The sequence below is a fragment of the Streptomyces sp. NBC_00354 genome (genome assembly GCF_036106915.1).
Taxonomy (GTDB): domain Bacteria; phylum Actinomycetota; class Actinomycetes; order Streptomycetales; family Streptomycetaceae; genus Streptomyces.
Window position 1 is genome coordinate 2,992,604 of record NZ_CP107983.1, and the last position, 15,427, is coordinate 3,008,030.

The 15,427-nt window shown below is 73.7% G+C and carries 14 protein-coding genes; 3 read left to right on the plus strand and 11 right to left on the minus strand.

Annotation, left to right across the window (positions count from 1 at the left end; genetic code table 11):
- Nucleotides 1-23: 23 nt before the first annotated feature.
- The 6 genes from OHT74_RS13095 to OHT74_RS13120 form a co-directional block, all read right to left on the minus strand.
- On the minus strand, nucleotides 24-1,280 hold the full coding sequence (locus tag OHT74_RS13095; protein ID WP_328620330.1) for an HEXXH motif domain-containing protein: 1,257 nt from the start codon (nucleotides 1,278-1,280) through the stop codon (nucleotides 24-26).
- Nucleotides 1,277-2,527 carry an FxsB family cyclophane-forming radical SAM/SPASM peptide maturase gene (locus OHT74_RS13100; RefSeq protein ID WP_328620331.1) on the minus strand — a complete coding sequence of 417 codons (1,251 nt, stop codon included), beginning with the start codon at nucleotides 2,525-2,527 and terminating at the stop codon, nucleotides 1,277-1,279. The genes OHT74_RS13095 and OHT74_RS13100 overlap by 4 nt, the downstream gene beginning before the upstream one ends.
- 126 nt (nucleotides 2,528-2,653) lie before the next feature.
- Nucleotides 2,654-2,848 carry an FxSxx-COOH cyclophane-containing RiPP peptide gene (fxsA, locus tag OHT74_RS13105; protein WP_328620332.1) on the minus strand — a complete coding sequence of 65 codons (195 nt, stop codon included), beginning with the start codon at nucleotides 2,846-2,848 and terminating at the stop codon, nucleotides 2,654-2,656.
- A gap of 59 nt (nucleotides 2,849-2,907) precedes the next feature.
- The gene (locus OHT74_RS13110) at nucleotides 2,908-6,150 is read right to left on the minus strand and encodes an SAV_2336 N-terminal domain-related protein (RefSeq protein ID WP_328620333.1); all 3,243 of its coding nucleotides are present in this window, start codon (nucleotides 6,148-6,150) and stop codon (nucleotides 2,908-2,910) included.
- A gap of 6 nt (nucleotides 6,151-6,156) precedes the next feature.
- On the minus strand, nucleotides 6,157-7,209 hold the full coding sequence (locus OHT74_RS13115; RefSeq protein WP_266663849.1) for an AAA family ATPase: 1,053 nt from the start codon (nucleotides 7,207-7,209) through the stop codon (nucleotides 6,157-6,159).
- A 25-nt stretch (nucleotides 7,210-7,234) separates the two neighbouring features.
- A complete protein-coding gene (locus OHT74_RS13120; protein ID WP_328620334.1) occupies nucleotides 7,235-9,316 on the minus strand; it encodes a VMAP-C domain-containing protein in 2,082 nt (693 codons plus the stop codon).
- Between the two features lie 132 nt (nucleotides 9,317-9,448).
- Here OHT74_RS13120 and OHT74_RS13125 point away from each other — a divergent pair, with 132 nt between their 5' ends.
- Complete coding sequence (locus tag OHT74_RS13125) at nucleotides 9,449-9,634, plus strand: DUF6104 family protein (protein ID WP_010061466.1); 186 nt, start codon at nucleotides 9,449-9,451, stop codon at nucleotides 9,632-9,634.
- 140 nt (nucleotides 9,635-9,774) lie between these two features.
- On the opposite strand, the gene sodN is transcribed toward OHT74_RS13125, so the two are convergent.
- Nucleotides 9,775-10,170 carry a superoxide dismutase, Ni gene (gene sodN, locus OHT74_RS13130; RefSeq protein WP_266663854.1) on the minus strand — a complete coding sequence of 132 codons (396 nt, stop codon included), beginning with the start codon at nucleotides 10,168-10,170 and terminating at the stop codon, nucleotides 9,775-9,777.
- 243 nt (nucleotides 10,171-10,413) lie between these two features.
- On the opposite strand from sodN, the gene sodX reads away from it, so the two are divergent.
- Nucleotides 10,414-10,773: a nickel-type superoxide dismutase maturation protease gene (gene sodX, locus OHT74_RS13135; protein WP_266672696.1), complete on the plus strand. Its 360-nt coding sequence runs from the start codon at nucleotides 10,414-10,416 to the stop codon at nucleotides 10,771-10,773.
- Here the strand turns inward: sodX and OHT74_RS13140 are convergent.
- Complete coding sequence (locus tag OHT74_RS13140; RefSeq protein WP_266663856.1) at nucleotides 10,677-11,306, minus strand: CGNR zinc finger domain-containing protein; 630 nt, start codon at nucleotides 11,304-11,306, stop codon at nucleotides 10,677-10,679. The genes sodX and OHT74_RS13140 overlap by 97 nt on opposite strands.
- Before the next feature lie 82 nt (nucleotides 11,307-11,388).
- Between OHT74_RS13140 and OHT74_RS13145 the strand changes: the two genes are divergently transcribed.
- Complete coding sequence (locus OHT74_RS13145) at nucleotides 11,389-12,144, plus strand: class I SAM-dependent methyltransferase (RefSeq protein WP_266663858.1); 756 nt, start codon at nucleotides 11,389-11,391, stop codon at nucleotides 12,142-12,144.
- A 113-nt stretch (nucleotides 12,145-12,257) separates the two neighbouring features.
- On the opposite strand, the gene OHT74_RS13150 is transcribed toward OHT74_RS13145, so the two are convergent.
- The 3 genes from OHT74_RS13150 to OHT74_RS13160 are packed head-to-tail and all read right to left on the minus strand — an operon-like array spanning nucleotide 12,258 to nucleotide 14,968.
- Nucleotides 12,258-13,025 (minus strand): amino acid ABC transporter ATP-binding protein, encoded by a 768-nt coding sequence (locus OHT74_RS13150; RefSeq protein ID WP_323139554.1) that lies wholly within the window; start codon nucleotides 13,023-13,025, stop codon nucleotides 12,258-12,260.
- Nucleotides 13,022-13,972 (minus strand): amino acid ABC transporter permease, encoded by a 951-nt coding sequence (locus tag OHT74_RS13155; protein ID WP_266663860.1) that lies wholly within the window; start codon nucleotides 13,970-13,972, stop codon nucleotides 13,022-13,024. Before OHT74_RS13155 ends, OHT74_RS13150 begins: the two co-directional genes overlap by 4 nt.
- 36 nt (nucleotides 13,973-14,008) lie before the next feature.
- A complete protein-coding gene (locus tag OHT74_RS13160; RefSeq protein ID WP_266663862.1) occupies nucleotides 14,009-14,968 on the minus strand; it encodes an ABC transporter substrate-binding protein in 960 nt (319 codons plus the stop codon).
- Nucleotides 14,969-15,427: the final 459 nt, after the last annotated feature.

Sequence of the window (15,427 nt, forward strand, 5' to 3'; positions counted from 1 at the left end):
ACGGTAGCGCAGCGGACGGTCCGTCACCCCTGTGCGAACGGGGCGAGTTCGGGGTGCTGCACGCACCAGGCGCGGCGTTCCCGGTCGACGGCGCGGCGGGCGACGGCTTGCTGGTCCCCCGGCGGCGGCAGGTCGTCCATGGCCCGTTCTGCTGCGGCCATGGCGGCGGTGAACTCCCGTCCGGCGGTGGTGAGTTGCGGGTGCCGGTGGAGTACGGGGAGGACGGTGGCGACCTGGGCGCGGATCCGGGCGTGCTGGGCCCAGGCGCCGCGGGCGCCGTAGAGGGCGGCGCGCTGCCAGTACCCGGCCAGGGCCAGGTGGGCGTACGCGCCGTGCAGGAGTCCCTCGAGCGGGCGGGGGTCGCTGCGCCAGGGGGCCCAGTGCCGGGGCGTGCGGTCGGCGGTGTGCAGGGTCAGGACGTCGGCGAGGGCGGTGAGCTTGCCGTGCTGGACCTCGTGGACGAGGGTCGCGGCGAGCGCGGGCGGGGCCTGGGTGCGGGCGAGCACGGATCCGGCGGCAGCGGGCAGGGTGGCGCCGCTGGAGCGGGAGCCGCCGCCCAGCGGGACGACGGAGCGCAGCAGCAGACCGATCTCCTCGGCGCGGGCGGTGTCGTACCGGTCGAGCAGGGTGAGCGCGCCGGACCACTGGGTGTCCCAGCGCTTGTGGCCCTTGGGGGTGAGCCGGCGGGCGGGGCGCACGGGCGCCGGGTGGGCGGGGCCGGGGGCCCGGTAGGGGTCGAGGTCGTCGAGGGCGGTGCGGCCGCCGGGCAGGGTGTGCAGGGCGAGGGTGGCGGGGTCGTCGGGGTCCCAGGAGCACTCGGTGAGGGCGAGCGGGCCGGGCCGGGCCGGGCGCAGCAGCCCGAGGGTGGGCAGGACGAGCCGGCCGTGGACGGGCCGCAGGGTGGCCTTGAAGGCGATCCCGGCGCGCAGGGCTGCGGCGACGGCGAGGGCGCCGAGGTGCCCGAGGTCGGCCGGGGGCCCGTACGGGGCGTGCAGCCGGCGCAGGGTCTCCTCGGCCCACACCCCGGTGGCCGGGTAGTGCAGTACGTCGCGGACGGCGTCGGGGGCGTGCCGTTCGGCCTCCTCCAGCAGGGCCCAGTGCTCGGCGGCCTCCCCGGCCCGCCCGCCGGGGGCGGCGTCGAGCACCCCGCGCAGCAGGACGAGCCGCTTGGAGCAGCGGATGTCGCGGACCAGGCGGGTGCCGCCCGGGGAGGGCTCGGTGGAGGCGAGGGCGCTCAGGGTGGCCGAGGTGACGGCGAACCCGGTCAGGGGGGCGCTCATGAGGCGGCCGCCCGGGGGGCCGCCGTGGCCCGGTGGAGGGCGGCGGCGATGTGGCGGATGACGACCTGGAGGTCGGCGCAGTACACGGAGGGCTGGCGGAAGCCCTCGCCGGCGCGGTAGCGGTGCGGGTAGTGGCCGCCGCCGCAGACCTCGACGAGCTCGCACGGGCGGCAGCCGTCGGCGAGCGCCTCCCGGCCGAGCTGGCGGGCGGCGAGCCCGGGGTGGTCGAGGAACGCGTCGAAGCTGTGGTGCTCCAGGGTCATCCCGGTGGCGGCGGCGCCCTCGTAGGCGGATTTCAGCGAGTCGGCCTGCTCGATGGCACCGTCGGTCTCGATCACGGCGGTGCTGGCGGGGGCGAGACCGAGGGTCTCGGTGGCGGCGGGCAGCCCGAGCAGCAGGGCGATGATCTCCTCGAAGATCCGGATCCGGGTCCGCAGCACCGCGTCGTGCCACCAGCGTTCGAAGACGGCGACGAGCCAGTCGGCGTACGGGGTGCCGGGCGGGTGGTGGCCGGGCGGCGGGGTGCTCCAGTTGGCCAGCGGCAGCAGCAGTCCGATGACCGGCGGGGTGAAGGCGAGCAGGGACTCGTACGTCTCCACCGGGTCCTGGTCGAGGTCGACGACGCAGAGCACCCCGGCGTAGCTCTCGGGATGCCGGGCCAGGAGGCGCAGGCCCCGGGCGGCGGCGCCGAACCCGGGGCGCCCGGTGTGGTCCACGCGGCGCGTGTTGTGTGCGGGCAGACCGCCGTCGAGGCTGACGCCGATGCGTATGCCGGCGGCGGCGAGCGCCGCGAGCCGGCTGCGGGTGAGCAGGGTCCCGTTGGTCTGGACGGTGGCGGTGACCCGGGTCCGCGGCGAGGTCCGGGCGACGGCGGCCCGTACGGCGTCGACGGGGGCGGCCAGTTCGGCGGGGGCGGTGAGCAGGGGTTCGCCGCCGTGCAGGACGAGGTCGACGCGGGCCAGGTCGTGGGCGGCGGCGTGCTCGGCGATGCGGTCGGCGGCGCGGGTGGTGGTGGCCGGGGACATCGCGGCCGGCTGGCCGCGCCAGCCCTGGTCGGCCATCTCGTACACGTAGCAGTAGGTGCAGGCGAGGTTGCAACGGCTGCGGGTCTTGAGCACGAACTGCCTTATCGGGTGCGGGCGGTGGCCTTGGGCGCGCAGCGCGGGCACGTCGAGCCGGGCGTACGGCCACGGCGCGTGGATCCGATGGGAGGGCAGCACGACATCGCTCGTGTTGGTCTGCCTCATCGTTCGTACCTCCCGCGCCGCGGACGGTGCATCCCTGCCCGGCGGACGGCACCGGCTAACGGCGGAAACGGGTCAACTGTGGCTGCTCTGCGTATCTTTGGGAATGCGCTGCGTGAGGGGGCCGCGTCAGGTCACTCCGGAGTCGAACGCATTGAGGATCTCGGCGGGGTGGGTGACCCGCTCCACCATGCCTTCGATGACCCGGGCGAACACGGGATGGTCGATCCCGCGCAGTGCGGCCAGGTCGAAGCCGGAGAGGTCCGGTAACTGCCCGGAACAGGCGGAGCCCGCCGTTTCCGCTTCCTGCTGCCGAGTCACCATGGGCTGCCCGTCCCCCTGTTGAGTCGCATGTCTGATGGTCCACTACCCAAATCCAGGAGTCACAGCCCCGCCTCCAGGGTCCGGACCCTGGATCCCAGGGCGTCCCGCCGGTCCGCGGCCGCCGGACCGAGCCGGGTCCACAGCTCCAGCGCCGAGCGGTACGCGTCGAGGGCCGCCCGGGGCCGCGCCAGGCGCTCGAGCACCTCCCCCCGCAACTCCTGCACCCGCGCCCCCAGTTCCACCGCCACGTCCCGCCGCTCCTCCCGGTCGGCGGCCAGCGCGGACCGCCAGGCCCGGCGGTAGGAGTCCGCGGCCCGGTCGAGCCGGTCCAGCGCCCGGGTGTGCGCATGGATCTCCTGCTGGACGTCGCCGTGCTCGCGCCAGGCGCGGGCCTGCTCCAGCGGGCTGCGGCTCTGCCGGACGGCCAGCTCCAGCAGGTACTCGGCCTCCCTCAGGTCGACCACGTCGCCCTCGTAGCCGTGCCGCAGCCGCAGCCCCGCCGCGAGCCGCATCAGCCGCTGCGCGGAGCGGGGGTCGGACTGCGGGACCGCCGCCCGGCTGTCGCGCAGCACCCGTACGGCCGTCGAGGTGAACCGCCGCCCGCCGGCGGCCCGCGCCCGGTCCAGGAGTACCTCGCCCCACTCGGGCAGCAGCTCCCCGTAGGCCTCCCCGTCGCGGGGGATCAGCCGGCGGGCCCTGCCGTACGCCTCGGCCGCGTCCTCCAGCGCCGCAGGGTCCGCGTCCCGCGCGTACCGGGCCCGGTGCACCCGCGCCAGGCAGACCAGGCCGGCCAGCCGCAGCTCCGGGTCCCCGGTGGCCTCGGCCAGGGCCAGGTCCAGCTGCCCGGCCGCCTCCTCCAGCCGCCCGGGCAGGTGCCGCAGGGCCGTGGCCAGCTCCACCCGTACGCGGGCGGCCGCCGCTCCCGACGGCTCGGCGGCCAGGCCGGCCGCCAGGTGCTCGGCGGCCTGCCCGGCCAGGGCGGTGCGCTCCTGCGGGTCGGGGGTGCGGGGCAGCAGGGCCAGCAGGACCCGGCCGAGGGCCGGCCGTACCGCCGGGTCGGAGGCAGGGCCGCCGGTCACCGCCTCCAGCGCGGACCGCGCCTCGCGCAGCGCGCCCGTGTCCTCGCGGAGCTCGCCGAGGCGGACCAGGGTCTGCGCCCGCCGCACCACGCAGTCGACGCGCAGCCGCGGGTCCAGGTCCGGGTCGGCGGCGGCGCCGACGGCCGCGAACTCCCGTTCCGCCGCGGCTAGCAGCTCCGCGTTCGGCTCGGCCGCCAGGGCCTGCTCGTACAGCACCCGGCCGAGCACGGCCCGGGCCGGCGGCGTCCCGAGGCCGGCCACCGCCCGCTCGGCCTCCGCGAGCAGTTCCGGGTCCCGCTGCCCGGCCCACAGCCGCAGCAGTACCCCGGCCAGCTCGCACTCCGCCTCGCCCGGCGGGTCCTCGGGCCCGGCGGGTGCGGCGACGGCCCGGCGCAGTACGGCGACGGCCTCGTACAGTCCGCGCTGCCCGCCGTCGCCCCCCTGACGGTCCTGCGCGGCGAGCCGGTCGCGGGCCGTGCGCACCGCCCAGGCCCGGCCGGGCGGGGGTGCGACGGGTGCGGCGACGGCCGGGTCCTCGGCGGGCGGCCCGGGCAGGTAGCGCCGTACGACGCGTGCCGAGACCTCGGCGAAGGCCTGCGGGAGCCGCCCGGCGGGGACCCGCTCCTCGCCGCCCTCCTCGACCACGGGCGCCCCGGTGAGCTGGGAGACGGCCAGGGCGGGGAAGTTGCGTACGCCCCGCCCGAAGTGCGCGAGCACGTACTCGGAGCAGTGCTTGAGCACCAGCGCGGCCTCGTCCCGGCCGAGCGGCCCGAGCAGGACGTCCTGGACGCCGGGCACGAACTCGTACCACTGCCCGGCGGACCGGCCGCGCCGCAACAGCCCGCTCAGCAGCACCTCCGCCAGGTCGGAGGGCTCGGAGTCCGGCAGCATCGTGCGCTGCACGAGCCGCATCACGGGCAGGGTCAGCGGCGCCGCCGACAGGTACACGGCGAGCTGTACGGCGCGGGGCGAGGCGGAGGCGCGGAAGCGGCGCACCAGCTCGCGCGGCGGGCGGACGGCGCGCGGCGGCGGGACGGGCGCCGCGGGGTGGTCGGCGAGCACCCGGCCCACCTCGGCGGGGACGGGCCCGGTGCCGAGCCCGGCGACGAGGCGGGCCCAGACGCCGAGCGCGGTGGCGCTGGGCGGCAGGACGGGGACGGCCAGCCCGCCGGTGGGCCGCCCGTGGCGGGCCGGTCGGTCGGGCCGGAACCGCAGCTTTCCGGCGCTGCCCTCGGCGCGGGTCAGGGCGCCCCGCTCGGTCGGCAGCCAGCTGCGGCTCCACAGCCGCTGCGGCAGCGGCTGGACGACGACGCAGGGGGTGCACTCGGCCCAGCGGTGCAGCAGCCGCTGGGCCTCGCCCTCGCGCCAGAGCGGACCGGCGCAGTCGGAGACGACCATGGTCAGCGCCCGCCCGGTGGGGTCGCGCAGCTGGTCCCCGGAGCGCAGCCGGGTGCCGGGGCCGGGTCCGCGTCCGACGGCGGCCCGGCCGTCGCCGAGCCGGTGCAGGTAGTGCACCTGTACGTCCCGGAAGGCGCCGAGGCGCTCGCACACGGACCGCAGTTCCTCGAACATTTCGTGCCACACGGCCATCGACGGCGAGGCGTCCATGACCAGCCGTACGGTCGCCTCGCGCCGGCTCTCGGGCCGCAGCACCGGGATGACCAGCCCGAGGGCACGGGCGCTGGCCTCGGCGGTGGCCGGCTCGTCGAGGACGAGGCGGGTGGGCGGGCCGGGCGGGCGGTGCCGCTGGAGGGCGCGCAGGGCCCGCTGGATCTCCAGGATCCGGGGCAGCGCGGCCGCTCCGGGGACCCGTACGGGCACTCCGGCGCCGGCGGGGAACTCGGCGGCCTCCTCCGCGACGGTCCCGAGGACCCGGGAGGCGTAAAGCCTGACCGGGTCCTCGGGCTCGGGCTCGGGCCGTACGGGCTCCTCCTCGGGCGGCGGCGCACCGCCCGCGGTCCGCGGCCGCCGGGGCGGGGCCGTCCGGTCCCGGTCCGGGGCGGGGGGGCCGGGCGGGCCGATCCGCCCGGCCAGCCACAGCGCGTCGGCGAGCTCCTCGGCGGTGGGGTCGAGCCCGGCGGCGCGCAGCAGCCCGGCGAGGTCGCGGAGGGCGGCGGGGACGGGTGACGGGTCGGGGGAAACGGGAACGGGAGGCTGCTCGGGGACGGGAGGCCGGTCGGGGACCGGAGGCTGCTCGGGGACGGTTGGCCGGTCGGGGGACACGGGCCCTCACCTCGGGCGGTCGAGGCGCTGGATGAGCAGGTCGGCGAGGTCCTCCCGGGTGGGCGGGGCGGCGTAGTGGGTGAGGTAGATGGCGTTCAGCAGCTGGTCGGCGGCGACGAGTTCGGACTGGGAGCGGCTGAGGAACTCCCGGATCAGGTCGGCGCCGAGCTGGGCGGCCTCCTCGCCGAGGTGCGCGCGGACCATGGTGGCGAGCCGTTTCTCGCCGGGCTGCCCGAGCTTGAGCTGGATGCAGCGGCGCAGCAGGGCGGCCGGGAAGTCCCGTTCGCCGTTGCTGGTCAGGATGATGAAGGGGAAGGCCCGGCAGCGCACCCGGCCGCCCTGGACGGTGACCTTCGCCCCGTCGTCGGTGAGCACCTGCACCTCGGGCTCGGTGTCGGCGACCCGTTCCAGCTCGGGCAGGGCGAACTCGCCCTCCTCCAGGACGTTCAGGAGGTCGTTCGGCAGGTCGATGTCGCTCTTGTCGAGCTCGTCGATGAGCAGCACGCGGGGCCGTTCGGTGGGCAGCAGGGCCGTCCCCAGCGGTCCGAGCCGGATGTATTTTCCGATGCCCGGGGCCTTGCCCATGCCGGGCGGCGTGCCGGCGCCGGCTGCGGGGGCCGCGCCGGGGAAGCCGCCGCTCGCGGCGATCTGGACGTCCTGGAGCCGGGCGATGGCGTCGTAGCGGTACAGGCCCTCCTGGAGCACGGTCCGCGAGACCACGGGCCAGCGCAGCACCCGGCCGAGTTTCAGCTCGTGGGCGACGGCGTGGGCGAGGGTGGACTTCCCGGTTCCGGGGTAGCCGGTCACGAGCAGCGGCCGCCGCAAATACAGGGCCGCGTTGATGGCCTCGAGCTCCTCGGGCTCGGGCCGGTGCAGCTCGGCGGCCTGCCGGTGCGCCCCGAGGCGGCGCGCCACGTTCCCGTCGGCCGTGTCCGCGAGTCCGCCGGGCTCGCCGACGGGGCCGCCGTCGAAGTCCCGCCACGGCGGCGGATCGGGCAGGGCCTCGATCCCGTCGTGGGGTGCGCCGACCCCCCGGTAGATGAGCCATTCCTCGTTCACGGCTGCTCCCTCCCCCTCCCGCCCGTCACAGGTCGCCCTGCAGCGGCTCGTCTTCGGGCAGCGCGCGGGCCGGGTCGTCCCACACGAGGGCCATCCCGTCCGCCCAGTACGCGTCGGGGTCGGCCCCGTGCGCGCGGGCCCGCAGTGCCTGGAGCCGGACCGGCAGCGGCGCTCCCCGCCCCGCCTCGGTCAGCTCCTCGCGCAGTCCGCGGTGGAACGGCGCGCAGTCGGCCGCCGGATCGGCCGGGGGCCGGCGGGTGACGGCCACCCCGTATCCGGCGTCGTGGACCGCGTGGAGGGAGCCGCGGGTGGGCTCCGCGTCGGCGGCCCGGCAGTGCACGGGCACGGTGTTGTCCGGCAGGGCGTCGAGCCATTCGGGCGCCGGGGTCCGGGGACGCCCGCGCGCGCAGTCGGCCCGCTCGTCGGCCAGCGGCCCGGCCTGGACGCGCGCCCAGCGGTCGGCCCGGCGGTGGACGGACTCGTCGTCGGGCGGGGTGTCGCCGTTGCCGGCCTGGTGGCGGAACACCACCGGCCGCTGGACGCCCAGCGGCACCCGGCCCGCCACGGTCCAGGTGTCCACGGGCAGGCCGAACAGCTCGGGCGCCACGGCGACTTCGAGGAGGGCTGCCGCCTCGTGGGTGTCGCAGCGTCGGAAGGCCTCGGCGAGCGGGACCCGCAGCGCCTCCGCGAGGCCCGCGCGGGTGACCCGTACGCCGGAGTCCACCGGGGTCAGCCGCCCCGGGTGGGCGGGCCCGGCCAGCACCGAGACGCGCCAGTCGTAGACGTCCTCCCAGCCGTGCGCCCACGCCTCCAGCAGCACCGACGGCCCGCGGGTCAGCCCGTCGGCGGGGCGGGCGTGCCCGTTCGTGTGACCGGCGGCCCGGGCGCGGCGGCGCCGGTCCCGCTGCACCAGGCCCTGTTCGTGGCGCTCGCCCAACTCCCGCCGCAGGGGCCGCCACAGCCGCTCGGCCGTCGCCCGTACCCAGTCCCACAGCTCTTCGTCGGAGCCCGGGGAGGGCGGCTCGCGGTGGTCGGCCACGCTCACGTCGGTCGCGTACCGGAGCATCGCGGCGGCCTCGCCGGCGCCGGCCGGCGGGTCGTGGAGCATGCCGAGCCCGTCGCGCCAGCTGAGCGGGGCCGGCAGGCCCGGGTCCGGCTCCTCGCCGCGGGCTGCCTCGACCAGGGCGCGGACGGCCTCCGAGGAACGCGGCGGGGGCAGTTCGGCGAGCAGCCCGCACAGGGTGGTGCGTTCGGCGGCGGTGAGCCGTCTGCGGCCTTCGTACGGGTCGCCGCCGGCCGGGAGCTCGTCGTGGACGTCGGTCCAGGTGCGGCGGCTGCCCAGATCGCTCAGGTGCTGGTCGTAGTGGTAGAGGTCGTGGGCCTGCATGACGCGGCGGTAGAGCCCGACCTGGCCGGTGGCGGCCAGCGGCAGGGTGCGTAACTGGACGACGGACACGGCGAGTCCGCCGCCGCCGGTGTGCCGGCGGGCCTTGACCACGCCGACGACCTCGCCGCGGGCCAGGTCCACGACCGGGCCGCCGGACATGCCGGGCTCGATCTCGTCGTCGCCGCCGAGGCGCAGGGCGGCGCCGGCGCCGGCGGTACCCCGCAGGCGGGTGGTGCGGCCGGTGATCTCGGGGGTGCCGAGGTCCTCGGTGCAGCCGAAGTAGGCGACCTCGTCGAGGCGGGGTCTGGCGCGGTCGGTGAGCCGTACGCAGGCGTGCGTGATCGGTGCGAGGATCCGGACCAGCGCCAGGTCGGGCAGATCCCACAGGGCGTGCCGGGCGGGGCGGCGCTCTTCGAGCCGCTCGGGCAGGACGCACTCGACGCGGCCGGTGACGGTCCCGGTGGCGCCGCCGGCGCCGGAGGAGAAGGTGATGCCGAGCTCACGCCCCACGAGACGCACCGCTGCACCCCCTTCACCGACGACGTGCGCGCACGTCAGGACCCAGCCCGGGGCGATGAAGAAGCCACTCCCCCAGGTGGGACCGGTCCCATGGGGTGCATACCCGTCCGGGGCCGCGTGGACGCGCACGGTGGCCGCCTGGACGAGGGGTTCGAGGAGCTCGTAGGCGCGCGCGGCGCCGCCCGTGCGCCCGTCCTGCATCCCCTGCCCCCTCAGGTGTCTGGCAGTCCAGGCTAGCGCCGGGGCCGGTAGGGCGGGAGGTCTCGCCGGGCATGCGGATTATCCTGGCGGGAAACATCCCCTGCACACCTTCATCACGGCACGGAGCCCGACTTGTACTTCACCGATCGCGGCATCGAGGAGCTGGAGAAGCGGCGCGGCGAGGAGGAGGTCACCTTCGAGTGGCTCGCCGAGCAGCTGCGCACCTTCGTCGACCTGAACCCGGACTTCGAGGTCCCGGTGGAACGCCTGGCCACCTGGCTCGCCCGTCTGGACGACGAGGACGACGAGGACGAGTAGTCCCACCAGCGGACGAGTGGTCCCACGGGGGGACGAGTGGTCCCACGGGGGGACGAGTGGTCCACGCGCAGTACCTGCACGGCGAAGGGGCCCGACCGGTGTGACGGTCGGGCCCCTTCGTGCAGGAGAACAGGCCTGGATCAGGCGGCCTTGGTCTCCCAGAAGATGCGGTCGATCTCGGCGATGAGCTCGAGGGCCTTCTGGCCGGTCGCCGGGTCGTTCGACGCCTTGGCGGCCGAGAGGGCCTTCAGGGTGTCGTTGACCAGGGTGTGCAGCTGCGGGTACTTCTCGAAGTGCGGGGGCTTGAAGTAGTCGCTCCACAGCACCGAAACGTGGTGCTTGGCGAGCTCGGCGCGCTGCTCCTTGATGGTGATGGCGCGCGCGCGGAAGTCAGCGTCCGTGTTGGCCTGGTACTTCTCCTGTACGGCCTTGACGGACTCGGCCTCGATGCGGGCCTGGGCAGGGTCGTACACGCCGCACGGAAGATCGCAGTGGGCGGAGACCTTCGCCTTGGGGGCGAAGAGGCGGGAAAGCATGGAGTTTGTCCTCCTCGTGATCGTCTTCTCAAGAGGGGAGATTACTCCGTGGGAAAGGGGATTTCGCGAGCGGCCCCGTGGGCTTAGGACAAAAGTCCAGGGTGGCGTGCGGACCGGTGAGCGAACGTACGGGAGTGTGCGGCAGCATGCGCAGTGAGTCGAGAGCGGGCGAGGAGGTCGGGCACGGTGGAGAGAAGGCGCTCGCGGGCGGCGTTCGAGGTGCTGGAGGTGGCGGGGCCCTCGATGGTGCCGACGCTGCTGCACGGCGACCGGCTGGTGGTCCGGTACGGGGCCGCCGTGCGCCCGGGTGACGTGGTGGTGCTGCGGCACCCGTTCCAGCAGGACCTGCTGGTGGTCAAGCGGGCGGTGGAGCGGCGGCCGGGCGGCTGGTGGGTACTCGGGGACAACCCGTACAACGAGACCGGCGACAGCACCGACTACGGGACGGTGCCCGAGGAGCTGGTGCTGGCGACGGCGGTGCTGCGCTTCCGGCCGCGCGCGGCCGATCAGAGTTCGCTGAGGGCGCGGCTGTCCTGGGCCGCTTCGGCGCTGCGGCCGCTCTGGCCGGACGCCTCGGCTTCCAGCCGTTTGCGGGCCCGGTAGGCGGCGACGTTGGCCCGGGTGGCGCAGCGGTCGGAGCAGTAGCGCCGGGAGCGGTTGGTGGAGGTGTCGAGGTAGGCGTTGCGGCAGGGCGCGGCCTGGCACAGGCCGAGGCGGTCGGGGCCGTGCTCGGTGAGGTGGAAGGCCAGGCCGAAGGACGCGAGCGCGGCGTAGCCGGCGGAGGCGTTCGAGGGGTGGTCGGCGAGGTGGATGTGCCAGTTCGGGCGGCCCTCGTCGTCGAGGTACTCGTGGCCGGAGACCTGCGGGCTGACCGGGAACTCCATGAGCAGCGAGTTCAGCAGGTCGACCGCGAGGACGTGGTCGCCGCCGTCGGCGGCCTCGAAGACGGCGCGCAGCCGGCCGCGGACGTTGCGGAAGCGGGTGACGTCGGCGTCGGTGACCCGGCGGGCGGCCTGGACCCCGGTGCCGAAGAGGCCCCGGACGGCGTCCACCGAGGTGAGCGAATCCTTGTTGCGGGCCGGCTCCTCGGTGTTGACCAGGCGCACGGCATAGTCCGAGTAATGGGCCAGTTCCACTTGTAGTCCTTACGGCTGCGGATTAGTGTCTCGGGTAACGGGTGAGACTTATTCGAGGGTATTACGACTGGAGGGGTCAGTGATGGCGGAGACCACGACCGACTGGCAGGCCTGGCAGAAGAGCTGGGACCGGCAGCAGGAGTGGTACATGCCCGACCGCGAGGAGCGCTTCCGGGTGATGCTGGACATGGTCGAGGCACTCGTGGGCCCCACCCCCCGGGTGCTCGATCTGGCGTGCGGTACGGGAAGTATTACGGACCGCGTCCTCGAGCGGTTCCCGGAATCCACCAGTACGGGCGTCGATCTCGACCCGGCGCTGTTGACCATCGCCCGGGGCCACTTCGACGGCGACCGGCGCGTCACGTTCGTGACCGCCGACCTCAAGGACCCCGGCTGGACCTCGACGCTCCCGTACGACACGTACGACGCCGTCCTCACGGCCACCGCGCTGCACTGGCTGCACAGCCCGGACCTCGCGGTGCTCTACGGGCAGCTCGCCCCGCTGGTGCGGCCGGGCGGGGTCTTCATGAACGCCGACCACATGCCCGACCCGGCGACCCCGCGGATCAACGCCGCCGAGCGCGCCCACCGGCATGCCGGGATGGACCGGGCCCGGGCGGCCGGCGCGCTGGACTGGGCCGACTGGTGGGCCCTCGCGGCCGCCGACCCGGTGCTCGCCGAGCCGACGAAGCGCCGGTTCGAGATCTACGGCGAGCACGCCGACGGGGACACCCCCGACGACGCCTGGCACGCCCGGACCCTGCGCGAGGCGGGCTTCGCGGAGGCCCGGACGATCTGGCGCTCCCCCTCGGACGCGCTGGTCCTGGGACTGAAGTAGTGCCCTTGTAGGAAAGTGAGAACCTCCGCGGCATACGAGCGGCGCGCGAGAGGGGCGGTACGGGAATCCCGTACCGCCCCTCTCGGCCGTTCTGCGCGGTTACGGCACCGCGGTTACAGCACCTTGGACAGGAACGCCTTCGTCCGGTCGTGCTGCGGGTTGCCCAGCACCTCGCGCGGGTGGCCGGACTCGACCACGACGCCGCCGTCCATGAAGACGAGGTTGTCGCCGACCTCGCGGGCGAAGCCCATCTCGTGGGTCACCACGATCATGGTCATGCCCGACTCGGCCAGGTCCCGCATGACGTCGAGGACGTCGCCGACGAGCTCCGGGTCGAGCGCCGAGGTGGGCTCGTCGAAGAGCATCAGCTTCGGCTCCATGGCCAGCGCGCGGGCGATCGCCACACGCTGCTGCTGGCCGCCGGAGAGCTGGGTGGGGTAGTTCCCGCCCTTGTCGCCGAGGCCCACGCGGTCCAGGAGGCGTACGGCGCGCTCGCGCGCCACCGCCTTGGACTCGCCCTTGACCATGACCGGGGCTTCCATGACGTTCTCGATGGCCGTCATGTGCGGGAACAGGTTGAAGCGCTGGAAGACCATGCCGATCTCGCGGCGCTGGGCCGCGACCTCGCTGTCCTTCAGCTCGTACAGCTTGTCGCCCTTCTGGCGGTAGCCCACCAGCTGGCCGTCCACCGAGAGCCGCCCGGAGTTGATGCGCTCGAGGTGGTTGATGCACCGCAGGAAGGTCGACTTGCCGGAGCCGGACGGGCCGACCAGGCAGAAGACCTCGCGCGGGGCGACCTCGAGGTCGATGCCCCGGAGGATGTGGGCGGCGCCGTACGACTTGTGGACGCCCTCGGCCTTGACCATCGGCTGAGTGGTCATCGCGCGACCTCCGTACGGCGGAACATGTTCAGGTTGGCACGCAGGCGCTGGAACGGCGTCGGCGGCAGGTTCCGCGTGGAACCACGGGCGAAGCGGCGCTCCAGGTAGTACTGGCCGACGCTGAACACACTGGTCAGAGCCAGGTACCAGAAGGAGGCCACGAACAGCATCTCCATGATGGCACCGGCCGTGTTGCCGATGTTCGACGAGGCCCGCAGGAGTTCCGTGTACTGCACCGCCGAGACCAGTGACGAGGTCTTCAGCATGTTGATGAACTCGTTGCCGGTCGGCGGGATGATCACGCGCATCGCCTGCGGCAGCACGATCCGGCGCATGGTCTTCGTCTGCGGCATGCCGAGCGCGTGCGCGGCCTCGGTCTGGCCCTCGTCGACCGACTGGATGCCGGCCCGGACGATCTCCGCCATGTACGCGCCCTCGTTCAGGCCGAGGCCCAGGAGGGCGACCATGAACGGGGTCATGACGTCGACGGTCTCGTTCTTGTAGATCGGACCGAGGTTGATGTACTGGAAGATCAGCGACAGGTTGAACCACACCAGCAGCTGCACGTACACCGGGGTACCGCGGAAGAACCAGATGTAGAGCCAGGAGACGGCACCCGTCACCGGGTTGTTCGAAAGCCGCATCACCGCGAACACGATGCCGAGCACGAGGCCCAGCGCCATGGCCGAGACGCTGATGATCACGGTGTTGCCGAGACCGCTGAGGACCGCCGGGTCGAACAGCTTGTCGCCGACCGTCGCCCAGATGACGTTGCCGTTGGCGAACGCGTAGACGAGCCAGGCGAGCAGCGCGACGACCACGACGCCGCTGACCCAGCGGCCGTAGTGCCGCACCGGGATGGCCTTGATGGCCTCGTACGGGGTGCCCGAGGCGCCGGGTCCGGCCGGCGGGTTCTCGGCCGGACCCTTTTCGATCTTGTCAGTCACAATGACTGCCCTTCAGTGGAGCGTGGAGCGCGGGACTTACTGACCTGCGTTGACCGTCGCGGACTTGACGGCGCTGTCCTGCACGTTCCACTTCTCCAGCGCCTTGGCGTAGGAGCCGTCCTTGATGATGGCGTCGAGGGCCTGCTTGAGGGCGTCGCGGAGCTGGGTGTTCTCCTTGCTCACGCCGATGCCGAAGAGGCCGACGTCGCTCTGCTGGCCGGCGACCTCGAAGTCGTTGCCGCCACCGGAGGTCTTCACCGTGTAGGCGGCGACCGGGTAGTCGTTCAGGTCGGCGACGGCGCCGCCGGCCTTGACGCGGGTCTGCGCCTCGGCGTCGGTGTCGAAGGCCTGGATGGTGAGCTTCTTGTCACCGCACTTCTCGGCCTGGGCCTTGAAGGTGTCCTCGTAGATCGTGCCGCGCTGGACGGCCACGGTCTTGCCGCAGAGGTCGTCCATCGACTTGATGCCCTCGGGGTTGCCCTTCTTGACGAGGAGCGAGAGGCCGGAGGAGAAGTAGTCGACGAAGTCGATCCCCTTGCCGATCTTCTGGCCCTTGTCGTCCAGGCCCTCCTGGCGCTTCTTGTTGTCGGTGATCGACGACATGATCGCGTCTTCACGGCCGGTGTAGATCGAGGTGATCAGGCCGTCGAAGGTGCCGGCGGTGAACTGCATCTTCACGCCGAGCTGCTTGCCGAGCGCCTCGGCGATGTCGGGGTCGACACCGACGATCTTGCCGCCCTCGACGAATTCCATCGGAGCGTAGGCGGAGTCGGTACCGATCTTGATGACACCGGCGTCCTGGATCTTCTTCGGCAGGGCCGAGAAGAGCGGGGCGCTGTTGTCCTTCGCCGTGCCACCGGAGGGGGTCGACGCGGAGCCGCCCTCCGTCTGGTCGCCACAGCCGGTGAGAATCAGGGCGCCGGCGACCGCGATCGCGCCGACCGCGGCGATCCGGGACCGGGCGGCGGTCGTACGACGGGTGGTGCTTGCGGTCATGAGCTGGTTCCTCCGGGTGGCTGGGGAAAGCATCCGAGAGCGGTCGGCACGCACCTTCGAGTGTCGCGACCTCGTGTGATTACGGCATCTTGCCATTCGGACTGACGCATTCAGGCAGTTCGTCAGGTCAAAATCGGATAACGGGTGGGTGGGGGTACCCAACAGGACTGCGGAATGTGGCCTTCAGCGCCGCAGGAACCGCTGTGACCTGGCCCTTTTGACGGACTATTTGCGGTCCGTCTCGCCCGTTGGACAGAGGTGTTTGGACCTTTCGCCAAAAACAGGACAAGAGGTCTACTGTCGAGTCGGAATCGACTCGTCTGGGTGAGCGTTCTTCGGGTACAACGGATCCTTACACCCCTCATCCGGGGCTCAGGGCGCGCGTGCGGCGCGCCCGCGCGTACGAACCTCCCCTTCGCGGAGACGGGCCAACCGTCGATGCGGAGTACGGACGCGGTG